This window comes from Nitrospiraceae bacterium (assembly GCA_020632595.1).
In the GTDB taxonomy this organism is placed as follows: domain Bacteria; phylum Nitrospirota; class Nitrospiria; order Nitrospirales; family UBA8639; genus Nitrospira_E.
Genome location: JACKFF010000003.1, coordinates 297,801 through 311,414, shown reverse-complemented (window position 1 = coordinate 311,414; position 13,614 = coordinate 297,801). Strand labels below are relative to the sequence as shown.

The window sequence follows — 13,614 nt, the reverse complement described above, 5'->3', positions numbered from 1 at the left end:
ACTCCTTCATACGCTCCGCTCGTCCAAGTGGCTGCGGCCTTGCTGGACGGGAATTTTTGAACACTCCCCCAATTTTCCATGTTTGCATTTTGGTCACCCATGGGTTTCTGAATATGGGATATGACTCAAGTGGGCGGTGCCAAAGAGAGACTTTCCTCGACGAAGTCCAAAATTTGCATTAGTTTTTTCCGAAGCTCGGCAAGATAGGGATCGGGTAGGGCCCCGAGTTCCTTGCGAAAGCGTTGATTATCAATGGCCTTGATTTGATCCACTAAAATGTCAGAGATACTGGTCAGCCCTGAGACCCCTTCAGGAATTGATACTCGAAGGGGAGTGTGGACATCAACCACTTGGGTCGTTAATGGGCAAATGAGCGTGGAAAGGTGGTAGGGATTCAAGGCATCAGTTTGAACGACGACAACCGGTCTAATCTTTCCGGGTTCGGTTCCAAATCGTGGATTCAAGTCTGCCAAATACAGATGGCCATATTGGGGCGTCATAGGTCGTTTGGCAGATCATCGAGAAGTTCGGTTTCTTTCAAATAGGCGAGATGAGCAGCGGATACCTGCTGAGAGGCCTTTTGATAGTCCTGGGCCAACGCTTTTCTCGTGTAGAGGGCGTTGAAGTGAGCCAGAGCTTTTCTGATATACAGGTTTCGAGGCATGTTCAAACGTTTTCGAATGGCTTCAGTTTCTTGGTAGGCGTTTTCGTCGAGTTTTAGGGATAACACTTTACTCATCTCTCCCTCCTTTCAGGTATCACCAAAAGTATATACCGCCATTCCTGAAAAGTGAACCAGGGAGGGAGAAGTGAAAAGTCGGGAGTGAGTGGAAAGGATCCTCCGGTCCCTTACCCCTTAGGTTTCACGTTTGCCTTCTCCCTTTATCCTTTGGTTCTTCCGGGTTTAGTGTGGGCAAACCCATCGGCCAATGCTTGAGAACATGTGCCGAAATATTCCTCCCCTTTGTAAGCAACTGTTTTCAATGTCAACTCGCCTAACTACGTATCTCTACCCACTTCGTCTTATGCTGACCATTGTGACCCAGAATTGTCAGCAACTTTCGCATGCAGGCGACCAGCGCCACTTTTTTCCGTTTGCCCGCCATGAGGAGCCGGTAATAGAAGACCGCAATTACTGGATTGCATTTGGTGGCCACGAGTGTCGCCATACAGTGCCGTGCGCACAGGGCCCGTCCGCCCCAACACGCCCGATGCTCCGCGCCGGTGCCACCGTCCTGATTAAAAGGCGCGATTCCTTGGCTGAGGTCGCACTTGCCGACGGGACAAGGTCCCTCAACCCGGCAGATCGGCCAGCAGGTCCGGATCAGCACAGGCCCACGCCGCCACACCTTGAAGGTCTTCGTGCTCCTGCCAGACGTGACTTTGCCGGATCAAGCGGTGAACTCGGTATCCAGGGTAGCCAATTGGCGCTCCAACCAACCGATGCTTCTGAATGCTCTGGCGAATGGGGTGGTGTGGCCAGTGCCGGGCGATGTTTCATCGGTGATCATCGCCACCAGTTGTCGCCGATTGGGCCAGCAAGAAGCCACGCCGTGGCTGATCGGGCTGGGTCCGCAGGGCGGGGTTGCACGCGAGCCGCAAAGAGAGCCAGCAGGCGGGCGTCAATCGCATCGGTCTTGGCCAACTGCCCTGTCGTTTTGGCAGTGCTGCGCGCACCTGCCGCGGATTGACCACAATGATCGGCAACCCTGCGTCCACCGCCAACAGGCGCACCACGAGCTGTTCATATCCGCCCGTGGCTCCACTCACGATCCGAGTAGGCTGCACGCGATGCAGCTGCGTGACAGGGCTGCAGGCCGGGCTTCCTCCGTATTGTCGACGGTCACAATGGACGCGAATTTAGGGAGAGCGGGCCAACTCGCGGAGTCTATCCTGAGCCATGCCGAAGGACTCAAACAAGGCCCGCAGGCGGATAAGAGCGTCCCTCCTTTGGGGCAGACAGCAGGCGTCGGATCATGGGAGACGGACATATCATTGACCCAGATGAAAGAGAAAAGGAGCCATCTATTTTATACGATCCCAATATTATGGTGAGGAAAGTGGTGTTGAGGACGAATCACGTTGAAAAATTATTTGAAAGCCTTGAAATTGTTTTTGAAACAGGGTCTTCAAAATAAACGGGGTGATGCCGAAGAATAACACGCCATAAATGCAGATTTCTAAAATATACTGAGAGTCTTCCGAGATCGTGCTATTGAAGATCACAGGAACCGCCCATCCGATCGTCATACTTACAAACATCAGAATCACCACATGTCGCCACACCAGAAACCAGACAAGTTTTAATAATTCACGATAGGTCGGTATCTCCATTATTTCTGAACTTCCTTTCTCCTATACGACTCTTTTTGGTGTTTAATGGGCTTTGTCCCAGGATGGGCCATGTCCGGCTTCGACCGTCAGCGGGATCGACAATTGCAAGGCAGGGAGTGTGGCGGCTTCCATGACCTGTTTGATGATCGCAGTAGTTTGCTCGACCGCCGCTTCTTCTACCTCGAATAATAATTCATCGTGGACGGTTAAGAGCATTTTCGCCAATGGGGCTAAGCCATGCTCTGCCAATGCCGCAGGTACGCGGATCATGGCGCGCTTCAGGATGTCGGCCGCCGTGCCTTGCAATGGGGCATTGATGGCGGCCCGCTCAGAGAAATTTCGTCTGGCAGGATTTTTATCATGAATGCCCGGGACGTGGCACCGGCGTCCGAACAATGTCTGGACGTATCCGTGTTGCCGGCAAAATTGTTTAGTGCGTTCCATGTAATCCTGGATGCCGGGATACTGTTCAAAATAGGTTTTGATATAGGCAGCGGCCTCGCCCGGTTCCACGCTCAATTGGCGGGCCAACCCGAAGGCGCTGATTCCATAAATGATGCCGAAATTTATGGCCTTGGCTTTTCGTCGAATTCCCGGATCCATCTGTTCCAGGGGGATGCCGAAGACCTGGCTGGCGGTGAGCGCATGAATATCCTGGCCTTCCCAAAAGGCTTTCTTGAGAACGGGAATATCCGCGACGTGGGCGAGCAGACGCAGTTCAATCTGTGAATAATCCAGGGAGAGCAGTGTCCAACCGGGCTCCGCGACAAAGGCCCGCCGGATTCTTCGACCCTCTTCGGTGCGAATAGGAATGTTCTGGAGATTGGGGTCTGTGGATGAGAGCCTTCCGGTTGCGGCAGATGCCATGGCGTAGGAGGTATGCACCCTGTTCGTGTCGGGATTGATTTGACGGATGAGCGCATCGGCATACGTGCTGCGCAGTTTTTCCAAATGCCGCCATTCCAGCACACGTGACGGGAGTTCATGGCCTTGAGCCGCTAAGGATTCGAGAACCTCAACCCCAGTGCTATAGCTGCCGGCTTTACCTTTTTGACCTCCTCCCAAGGCAAGGTCGTCAAACATCACTTCGCCGAGTTGTTTGGGGGAACCAACATTAAAGGTCTTTCCGGCCAGGCGATGGATCTCTTGTTCCAGGTCCCGGAGACGGAGAGAAAACTCCTGGCTGACTTGTTTGAGTTGGGATACATCGACTTTGATGCCTGTTTGCTCCATGGTGGCCAGCACGGGGATGAGGTGACGCTCGAGCGTTTCGTAGACGGCGGTCATGTGTTCACTGATGAGACGGGGCTTAAGGACCTGATGCAGTCGCAGGGTCACATCGGCATCTTCCGCAGCATATTCCAAGGCTTTTTCCAGGGGAACCTGATCAAACGTGACCTGAGCCTTTCCGGTACCGGTGACGTCCTTAAATTTGATCGTCATATGCCCCAAAAAGTGTTCGGCCAATTCGTCCATGCCATGGCCATGCATGCCCCCTTCTAAGACGTATGAAAGCAACATGGTATCGTCCACGGGGGAGATGTTGAGGCCATACCGGCGAAACACCACCATGTCGTATTTAATATTGTGTCCGATCTTGAGCACACCGGGGTCTGTCAGCAGTGGCCCAAGGATGTCGAGGGCCTGTTGAAGGGGAATCTGTTCCGGTCTTTCCGGTAAGGCAGCAGACCTATCGTGTGAAAGTAAATCCTGATGAGAGGTGGATCCCGGGGCTACATGACCCACAGGCACATAACAGGCCCGGCCGGATTCCAGGCTCAGTGAAAACCCAACCAACTCAGCTCTGGTTTGATCGAGAGAGGTGGTTTCGCAGTCGACGGCCACCACCCCGCGACGAGTCGCTTCATCTATCCAGCCTTGAAGGGCTGACACTGTTTGAATTAACTCGTACTGGGCTTTTGTTGGCAGCGGACTTGTTTCGGGATCTTGGGTTACTGGTGCATCGCTGGCCGGTGTTGGAGAAGACGTGATCCCGGTTTCCTGTTCTCCCTTTGAGCGGCTTTGTATGCGAGCCAGAATCGATTTGAAGCCTTGTTCATTGAGGAAGTTGACTAATAATTCCATGTTCGGCTGGCGTCGCTCCAATTGTTCAAGCGGAAATGGCAGCGGGACATCGAAGCGAAGTCGAACCAGTTCGCGCGAGAGGCGGGCCTTATCGGCGTGCTCAATGAGACTTTCCCGCCGTTTGTTCTGTTTGATTTCTGAGGCGCGCGCCAGGAGGGTGTCCAGATCACCATATTCCTGAATGAGTTGTGCGGCTGTTTTGATGCCGATGCCCGGGACGCCGGGCACATTGTCCGTGGAATCTCCTGCTAATGACTGCACGTCGACAACTTTCTCAGGCGGCACGCCGAATTTCTCTAGAACCTGGTCGGGCCCGATTCGCCGGTTTTTAATGGAATCGAACATACTGACTTGATCCGAGACCAACTGCATGAGATCTTTGTCCGACGAGACAATGGTTACCTCCGCGCCGGCTGCCAGAGCTTCCTTGGTGTATGTGGCGATCAAATCGTCGGCCTCGAACCCGTTCAGCTCAATGCAATCAAAATTAAAGGCCCGTGTCGCCTCACGGACGAGACCAAATTGGGGCACCAATTCATCAGGTGGCTCGCTGCGGTTAGCCTTATAATTCGGGTCTAAATCGTTTCGAAAGGTTTTGCGTGCGGAGTCAAAGATGATGGCGATGTGGTCCGGTTGCATATCGTCCAGGAGTTTCATCAACATGGTAATGAATCCATAGACGGCGTTGACGGGAGTGCCATTCGGACTGTTCAAAATCTTGATGGCATGAAATGCTCTGAAAATAAATCCTGAGGCATCGACTAACACGACATGACGAATCGGGAGAGGGGAAACTGGTTCACTCACGGTGTTCACGGGAAAATATCCTTTTTGTGCGATTGTTGGCCCACTGAAGATACCTGATAGCCCTTGAGGTGTCGACTTCCCAGGAAAATTTCTTAACCAAGGGATGGGACATGGTAGAATCCTCAATCATCTGGCTTGGAAAGGGAGCATGTGTCTGTGAGACGAAAAATCATGGTAGGTCTTGCTCTGATCATTGTTCTAGTGTTTGTGGCCATCCTGTTCCTTCTGGTTTTGCTGGATTTGAATCGGTACCGGGATCGGTATCTTCCTGTTCTGGAGCAGGCTCTTCATCGTCCGGTGGAAATTCAGGATGTCCGTTTAACGCTTTTTCCTCAACTGGGTGTTCGGATGCAGGGCATGACGATTGGAGATGATCCGGCGTTCAGTCCTCAGGCGTTTGTCACGATTCCTTCGGTTGAGGTGGAGATTCAATGGCTCCCACTGCTGCGCAGGCATATTCAGGTTGAACACGTGCGTCTTCAGGATCCGACAGTTCACATCATCCGCAGGCATGATGGGGCATTGAATATGGCCACTGTCGGAAAAGATCCCGCTCTCCATTCGCCTGAGAAGGCGGGTTCGAATCCAGCCAATGCTCTCAAGCCCTTATTCGGTGTGTTTGCAGTGGAGCGGTTCTCCATGACTGGAGGGACTCTTCAGTATGAGGATCGTGCCAAAGAACCCTTCCGGTCCTACCACCTTGAGCAACTGGAGTTGGTCACGGATTCCGTTCAATTAGGTCAGACGGCGAGCCTGCACCTGAAGGGTATGGTGATGCCCAATCAGCTTCCATTGGAGATGACCGGGCGATTTGGTCCCCTTCAATCCACTTTTGATCTTCCGATGATTGATCTCGCGGGCAGCATAGGCAGGGTAGAGGGAACCGCACAGGGCCAAGTGATGGATGGAAGACTTGAGTTAGACGTGCAGATTTCAGACCTATCGACGGATGACATGCCCCTGAATATAGCGTTGGACAAACCTGTGTTCGTCAAGGACCTTCAGGCTCATCTGATGGCATCTCTGATCTCCAAGGAATCACCGAAACCTTTCACAGGAGTGAGGATTGATCCGTTGACCGTTGAACTCCAAACGGGTGAGGCGACCATTCATCTTTCGGGTCAAGGTACGCCTGGCCGTCTGATTTTATCCGGTGAGGCCCCTACTCTGTCCTCAGAAGATTTTCCCTGGGTGCTTTCCGTGCAACGCCCGTTTTCACTGGAGCAGATTCGTTTTGAAACCGTAAGCCAAGGGCCAAGGGTGGACCTGGTGTTCCTCAAGGCCCAAGCGTTTGGGGGAAATCTTGAGGCGCATGGAAGATGGGACGGGACCCCAGCTGTTCCCCTGCTCTCGTTCCAGGGAACCTTGACGAATTTTTCGGTTGAATCAATGATGCAGGCCTTACGGTCTTCCTCCCACCGGTTGACCGGTGTGGGAGAATTGCATTGGATCGTGGCGCGAGCGGCACACTCGCCATCCGGGCCGTCAAAGATGACCGGACCAATCCGATTGATGATTCGGGATGGGCAATTAGTTGGATTTGATGTCATGCAGGGGATTGAAGATGCCCTTCAGCTACCGGACCTTCTGGAGGAATCCACCGGTGCGACGAAATTTTCTTTGATTGATACCAACGTGGAACTGGAAGGCAAGGGACTGGTGATTCGGCAATTGAACGTTGAGGCCCCAGATTTCTCGATGACAGGGGTGGGAAGTCTCGCCTTTGATGAATCGTTGAATCTGCAAGGCAATCTGGCCGTTTCACGGACGATCGGCGACCGGATTATTCAGCGGTTTCCGATGGCCAAAGTGGCGTGGCATCAGGGAAGGTTGGTGCTGCCTTTTACGGTAATGGGAACCGTTCAGAAACCGCTACTGCAGTTGGATACGCAATCCTTTGGGCAGCAGGTCAAAGCGAATGTGGAGCGGAGGATTGAGAAAGTCTTACAGGGGGATGAACAGGAATTACAGCAACTCTTACAAGACGGAGCGGACGTTCTGAAACAGTTATTTGGACAATAGCCCTGGAGCCCGCTTTTTTTTAAGGAATGATTCCTTCATCCCTAGCTCAGGCCGGAGGGGGACTATAAGTTTGGGACATGTTGGCCACCACGAAGGAATGGGGTTGTGGGGAACCGGCAGAAGGACATAATTGAGTGACAATGGCCCGTAATTCCCCAAAATCGTACGGTTTACCAATAATCGCATAGGCTCCTAAGCGGGTGGCGTTTTCGCGGACGACGGCGTTGAGGAAACCGGTCACCATAATGATAGGGATGTCCGGTTTGTGTGGAATATGCCGTAATTGGTCCAAAAAATCCATGCCGGTCATGACGGGCATCGCATTATCCAGAATCACAACGTCAAATGATTTTGATTCAAGCAGTGATAACCCTTTGGCTCCGTTTTCGGCTTCCACGCACTGACATCCATCATATTCCAGGACCATCCGGAGCAATCTGCGACTCATTTCATCATCATCAATAATGAGTATGTTTTTTGACATCAAGGTCTCCTTTTTACCCTATGACTGAATCCACCATCCTGATGGATCGAGCCCCTTCAAGGTTGATTCGCCGTTGGTAACATCACTCAAAGAAGGCTCATGAACAACTCTCGGGTACGCACAGATCTGTGTTGTTTTGGCCATCTCTCTAACGTGTATGGGAAGTGCCAGGTGCCTTAGAAGGGACAGGGTTCTGACCATTCCAAATGACGAGCATTCCTCCGAAGATTCCAAGACCCGTGACACAGATGGCTAAAATAATTTCCATGGCTTTTCTCAAAATTTTTGAGGTTTGCCATTTTAAAAAGCAAAGAACGTACCCAAAATGGAATAAAATGATCCTTTATGGATCTCATGCATATAACTCCTTGAAATACTGTTGAATGGAGGGAAAAATTTTTATAATGGGTTTTGAAATTCTTTAAAAAATGTAAAGAGGCTGAGGTATTAGGCCATCAGTTGTGGGACAGGTTGTTATTCAACAGCATACAGTCTGTATCTAAATGGATAACATCGGGGAGGGGATCAAGGATTAAATGGGCACTTGTGAGGTTCAGGGATTGGGCTTTGGCGAAAGAGGCTTGTTGAACATTCGAAATTTGCACACGGTCAGTTAATCTTGGTTCATCGGGATGAGGAAATGCCGGCATCTTCTTGGGGGCTGTTCAAAAAGATTCGGCCAGCAAGTCCGCAGGCCATTTGGCGCGTGGAACGTACATGTTGTCGGTTGTTACGTGAACACGACAAAGGGCTGAGAACGCAGTTGGCGGACTTTTTCAACAGCCCCTGACTATTCTTGACGGAGGACGGACAGAGGAGGAAAGCCCAGCAACCGGTAAGTTCCGAGAAAGCCTGTCGCGAGGCATAGCAGAATTGTCAACAGCAAACCTGTGCTCAATATGATGAGATCGAAGGTCCAGGTGAGGTCAAAAAAGAAGTACAGGAGAGACCAGGAGAGGAGGCACCCCAATCCAAGTCCAACCAATCCTGCAAAGGCTCCAATGACACCGAATTCCACCCCCAGCGAAAATACTAGTAGCCCGCGACTTGCTCCCAGGGCTTTCACGATTGCCAATTCATGAAGACGCCGGTACCGGTTGATTGAAATCGCCGTAATCATGACTATGGCGCCGGTGACCAGACAGAGAAGGGCCAAGGCTTGGATTCCCAGGGCCAATTGGCGAAAGATCCGACTAATACTCTCCAGCACATCTCCCACCTTAATGGCTGTCACATTGGGCAGGGCGGCGACAATGGCTTGCTGTAAGGGGATCTCGAGGGTTGTGGGCACTCTGGTTGTGGCGATGTAGGTGAACGGGGCGCCGTCAAAAGAGCCGGGCTGAAGGATCATGAAAAAATTTATGGAAAAACTTCCCCAATCGACCTGCCGAAGACTGCTCACTTTTGCGACAAGTGGCACCCCTTGAATGTCCAACGTCAGGGTTGAGCCCAGGGTGAGCCCCAGGTTTTTTGCGGCGTCTTCCTCCACTGAGACCAGGGGGAAATCTGAAGGCGTTCTCATTGCTTCATCCGAGCCTGGTTGCTTGGCGTGATCCCACCATTGCCCCTCGGTGAGGACGTTATCTTTTGGAAGATCCCGGGATGTCGTCAAGACGTATTCCCTGGTGAAATACCATCCGTTTCGTTGGCCTTTATGCTCTTCAGGATCGATGGGTTTTCCGTTGATGGCCGTGAGACGAGACCTCACGACAGGAACCAAATTATACGGTGAATCCGGGAATTGTTGTTGGAGCACGTCCACAAATTGGGTATGTTGGTCCGGTTGGATGTCTATGAAAAAAAACGAAGGAGCCTGGGAGGGTATCTGGTTTCCTATCAGATCAAGTAAGGATCGTTGCACAATGGTTAGCGTGGTTAAAAGCATGACACCAATTCCAATGGCCAACGTCATGGCTTTGGTGAAATTTCCAGGCCGTTGCAGATTCCTCACCGCATGACGCAACAAATACCGTTGAGGAATCGGCACATGCCGGAGAACGCTATAGAGCACTCCAGTGCCTCCGATGAGGAGGAGAACTGCCACCGCACAGGCAACGGAAAAAAATAAACCGAGAGTCAGTGAGTGGGCTTGCCACATAGCCAGGCCGGTCACGCCCACCATCATGCTGATGCTGACCACGACCTGTGCCCGGTCATTCCACCAATGCTTCAGGATGGTTCGCCATCGGGTTAATCTGGATTGGGTGCTGGCCATAGCTTGAGAGTGGTTTACTGCTTGTCGATACACCAATGCCGGAGAGACATGACGGATGGCCAACAGAGGCCAGAGTGAGAAGGCCAGCGTGGTGAGGATGCCGAGAACGATCCCACGCAGGATAGGAGCAACAGTGGGATTCATGTGCATGGTTTCAGGGATAATGCCTTGAAGCAATAGCGGTAAGCCTCGATGGAGCACTACGCCCACTATGACCCCAAGAAGACTACCGATCCCTCCCAGGATGAGGCTTTGCGTGAGGTAGAGGCGAATGATTTGTGAAGAATCCGCTCCCAGTGTTTTGAGTGTGGCAATAATGGGTATTTTTTGTGTGAGGAAGCCTTGAATCGTGCAAGCTACTCCGATCCCACCGACCAATAAGATCGTAAACCCGATAAGCCCAAGATAGAGATTTAATTGGTCAAGGAACCGGCGGAGTCGTGGCTGGGCATCGCGAAATGAGGTGACCTGGGCCCCTTCCTGGCTGAGGCGCCCGCGTAACTCACCCATCAAGAGCTCAAGAGAGGTGGAGTTGGATATGGACAGACGATAGCGTTCCTGAATTCGGCTTCCGGTCTGGATCAATGCGGTGGCCTTGAGCGCGTCCTGGGAAATCATGACCCGGGGGCCCAAACTAAATCCATTGGCAATTTTGTCGGGTTCTTTTTTTAGTACGGCGGTAATAAGAAAGTTTCCTTGGCCAATCTGCAGCTCGCTGCCAACGGTCAGATTGAGCCGGATCAGCAGGGATTCCTGGACAAGTGCTCCAAAGCACGGCGTACGACCACAACCGGATTGAATCGAATCCAGCAGTTGCGCTGTCGGGAGATCAGGCTCCGCTACCAACCGACCATAGAGAGGATAGGTCGAATCGATGGCCTTGAGTTCTACCAATTGAGAAGCCATTTGGGGGAGGGGCGCTTGGGAGCCAGGATTGTTCACCGTCGCCATTGCGGCGATTTCAGTCACATGGGAGAGAACGATGTCACGTTCAGTGAGGGAGTCCAGCACCTGACGGCCCTTGTCTGAAATCGCCCGCCGCCATGATAGCTCGACATCACCGCCTAACAGAGCACGGGTGTCCCCCAGAATGACTTGTGCGACATTCACGGCAAACAGGTCCACTGCCACAATGGCGCCGACACCGAGTGCAATGCAGAGAAATAAAAAGAGGAAACGAGACCAGGCGCTCTGGATTTCCCGCCAGGAGAGTTTGACAGAAACGGAAATCATGTCTCTGAGCCGGAGGATAACAGCGGAGGGGCCGTCTCGTTCACCATTGCTCCATCCCGCAAGGTTAGGATACGTTGTGCGCGAGCGGCCAATGACATGTCGTGAGTGACTAGGACGAGAGTGCTGCCGTGTTGCTGATGAAGTTCCCACAGCAGATCAATGACCATGGCACCGGTTGAGCTATCCAGATTGCCGGTGGGTTCGTCGGCAAGCAGAAGGGGAGGGCGGACAATAAAGGCTCGGGCCAAGGCCACTCGTTGCTGTTCGCCACCAGAGAGTTGAACGGGATAATGGTGAAGACGATGTTCTAATCCGACGGATTGTAAAAGGGTTTTGGCTCGTAATGTGCCCGTGGTTATTCCTTGCAATTCTAAAGGTAGTGCCACATTTTCCAGTGCCGTCAAAGTGGGAATGAGATGAAAGGCTTGAAACACATAGCCGATGTGCTTGCGTCGAAAGTGCGCCATTTCGGTCTCGCTTAAGGTCGTGATGTCGGTCTGGTGAATGCGGATAGACCCCTGTGTTGGTCGGTCGAGGCCTGCAAGCAATCCCAGGAGAGTTGATTTACCGCTTCCAGACGGTCCGACAATAGCCACCACCTGATTAGTAAAGACCTCGAAGGAAATGTCCTGTAAAATCTTCACGACCTGGGTGCCCGCCCGAAGCTGCATTCCAAGATGATTGACGGAAATGAGAAGCCGGGATATTGGAGTTTGGGAGGTCAAAGAGGGCGAAAGCGACGTAGAGAATGAAGGAACCTTCACGTTGATTACACAAACGGGTTCAAATGGTGAATAATAAAGTTAGGAAATCTTACCCAGCTATTATGCATACATGTATCCTATCAGTCCTCGTATTCTTCTGTCTGGGTATCTGGGGGTGTGGTCCTGAAGAGAGTGCCTCACCCGGTCTATCAGAGTCCATGAATCCCAGTTCCGACTTGTCAGACTCTCGTGACCAAATTCCGGTCGAAACGTCTTTATCCGGGCCATTGGTGCGAAAGAACAAAACCCTGCCTAAAATCGTAGCCTTTGGTGATAGCTTAACGGCTGGATTGGGTGTGTCATCGGAGGAGTCCTATCCGGCTCAATTGGAAAAACATTTACAGGAACGTGGATTTCACTATGAGGTGGTTAATGCGGGGGTTAGCGGAGACACCTCAGCGGGAGGATTGCGACGGGTAGAGTGGATTTTAAAAAATCAGCCGACGGTTGTCATCTTAGAATTGGGAGTGAATGATGGTCTCCGGGGCTTACCGCTGGAACAGACCTATGCAAATCTTCGTAGCATCATTGACCGGTTCAAGAATGCAGGGGTGATGGTCATTTTAGCGGGTATGCGCATTCCGCCAAATTATGGCGAAGCCTACACGGGAGAGTTTTTCGACATGTATAAACGGCTGGCCAAGGAATTGAGTCTTCCACTGATTCCATTTTTATTAGAAGGAGTGGCTGCTCAACCTGGTTTAAATCAGGCGGATGGAGTTCATCCTACGGCAGAAGGCTATACCATTGTGGCTCAGAATGTTTTTCAAACATTGGAGCCTTTACTCACAAATGGAACGGGTCACCCGGCCATGGAGTAGATATCACCCCTCCCCGTGAATTGGGAAGGGGTAAGAAGGGGAATTCTCTAAATGGTGCGTTACGGAATGCGGGAGGCGTTATGACTTTTTGAAGAAAATGTCATAGACCCCATAAGCCAGGATAACTCCGATCATTCCATAGTACATGGCCGTAATCCCTTCATATCCTCCGCCTGGTTCATTGGCAAAGACTGGGTTTGCGGCTAATACAAGAAAAGCACTCAGAAAGCTAGTAATCCGCCTCATACGAAAATCCTCACTTTCGGACATTGAAAATATCTTACACAACTTTATTTTTGGGATAGCGTTCCAATCACAAGAACAGCTACCCACAATCGTTGGGGATTGTAGTAAATTTTATTTCCGTGATGCAAGCCATTGAATAGTAAATTATAATTAGAATTTTCATACTAGTTTATAATACATAAACTTGGAATGAAGTATTGAGTATGGGTAGCAAGCGATGACCTCGATATTATGGGCTACATGCAGGGGAAAATAGGGCCAACTCGATTGTTTAAAAAGTCTGGCTGAATTCAATGGGCCGAGGGCCGTATTTTACGACTCCAGTCTGGAATGTGTGCCGTCGCAGAATGGGGATTTTTTGCTGTGCTTGCACCCGCACCAAGCCACCTTTTGTGGTTCTTTGAGTTCCACCTCGATTGGGGAGAATTCGGTTCCGGTGTGGGACCCATCACAAAACGGCTGGGTTTTTGATCGTCCACATCGGCACCAATAATAGGTTCCCGGTTCCATGTCCAGGACGTAGGGGATTCGTTGTGCAATGATAATCGGGTCGCCCATGTGCTTGGTTCTCCTTCATTTTTCAAGAAATTGGGTGATTACATA

Annotated in this window: 12 protein-coding genes; 3 read left to right on the top strand and 9 right to left on the bottom strand. The window is 51.4% G+C overall.

The genetic code is table 11. The annotated features are described in order from the left end of the window. Positions 1-125: 125 nt before the first annotated feature. Together H6750_08860 and H6750_08855 are read right to left on the bottom strand one after the other, a co-directional pair. Positions 126-500, bottom strand: coding sequence for a type II toxin-antitoxin system PemK/MazF family toxin (locus H6750_08860; protein MCB9774419.1), 375 nt, complete (start codon positions 498-500; stop codon positions 126-128). Next, the gene (locus tag H6750_08855; protein MCB9774418.1) at positions 497-739 is read right to left on the bottom strand and encodes a hypothetical protein; all 243 of its coding nucleotides are present in this window, start codon (positions 737-739) and stop codon (positions 497-499) included. The genes H6750_08860 and H6750_08855 overlap by 4 nt, the downstream gene beginning before the upstream one ends. Positions 740-983: 244 nt before the next feature. On the opposite strand from H6750_08855, the gene H6750_08850 reads away from it, so the two are divergent. Further along, a complete protein-coding gene (locus tag H6750_08850; protein MCB9774417.1) occupies positions 984-1,691 on the top strand; it encodes a hypothetical protein in 708 nt (235 codons plus the stop codon). Positions 1,692-2,046: 355 nt separating this feature from the next. Here H6750_08850 and H6750_08845 read toward each other — a convergent pair whose 3' ends face one another. Together H6750_08845 and polA are read right to left on the bottom strand one after the other, a co-directional pair. Then, entirely contained in the window at positions 2,047-2,334 is a 288-nt protein-coding gene (locus tag H6750_08845; GenBank protein ID MCB9774416.1) for a hypothetical protein, read from the bottom strand. A 42-nt stretch (positions 2,335-2,376) separates the two neighbouring features. After that, positions 2,377-5,235, bottom strand: a complete 2,859-nt coding sequence (gene polA / locus H6750_08840; GenBank protein MCB9774415.1) for a DNA polymerase I — start codon at positions 5,233-5,235, stop codon at positions 2,377-2,379. A 147-nt stretch (positions 5,236-5,382) separates the two neighbouring features. Here polA and H6750_08835 point away from each other — a divergent pair, with 147 nt between their 5' ends. Continuing rightward, entirely contained in the window at positions 5,383-7,248 is a 1,866-nt protein-coding gene (locus H6750_08835) for an AsmA family protein (protein MCB9774414.1), read from the top strand. Positions 7,249-7,294: 46 nt separating this feature from the next. Here the strand turns inward: H6750_08835 and H6750_08830 are convergent, their stop codons facing one another. The 3 genes from H6750_08830 to H6750_08820 form a co-directional block, all read right to left on the bottom strand. After that, complete coding sequence (locus H6750_08830; GenBank protein ID MCB9774413.1) at positions 7,295-7,732, bottom strand: response regulator; 438 nt, start codon at positions 7,730-7,732, stop codon at positions 7,295-7,297. 790 nt (positions 7,733-8,522) lie between these two features. Further along, positions 8,523-11,180 carry an FtsX-like permease family protein gene (locus tag H6750_08825; GenBank protein ID MCB9774412.1) on the bottom strand — a complete coding sequence of 886 codons (2,658 nt, stop codon included), beginning with the start codon at positions 11,178-11,180 and terminating at the stop codon, positions 8,523-8,525. Then, positions 11,177-11,851, bottom strand: a complete 675-nt coding sequence (locus tag H6750_08820; protein MCB9774411.1) for an ABC transporter ATP-binding protein — start codon at positions 11,849-11,851, stop codon at positions 11,177-11,179. Before H6750_08820 ends, H6750_08825 begins: the two co-directional genes overlap by 4 nt. A gap of 155 nt (positions 11,852-12,006) precedes the next feature. Here H6750_08820 and H6750_08815 point away from each other — a divergent pair, with 155 nt between their 5' ends. Continuing rightward, the gene (locus tag H6750_08815; protein ID MCB9774410.1) at positions 12,007-12,765 is read left to right on the top strand and encodes an arylesterase; all 759 of its coding nucleotides are present in this window, start codon (positions 12,007-12,009) and stop codon (positions 12,763-12,765) included. 78 nt (positions 12,766-12,843) lie between these two features. On the opposite strand, the gene H6750_08810 is transcribed toward H6750_08815, so the two are convergent. Together H6750_08810 and H6750_08805 are read right to left on the bottom strand one after the other, a co-directional pair. Then, a complete protein-coding gene (locus H6750_08810) occupies positions 12,844-13,011 on the bottom strand; it encodes a hypothetical protein (GenBank protein ID MCB9774409.1) in 168 nt (55 codons plus the stop codon). A 312-nt stretch (positions 13,012-13,323) separates the two neighbouring features. Then, on the bottom strand, positions 13,324-13,569 hold the full coding sequence (locus tag H6750_08805; GenBank protein MCB9774408.1) for a CDGSH iron-sulfur domain-containing protein: 246 nt from the start codon (positions 13,567-13,569) through the stop codon (positions 13,324-13,326). Positions 13,570-13,614 lie beyond the last annotated feature (45 nt).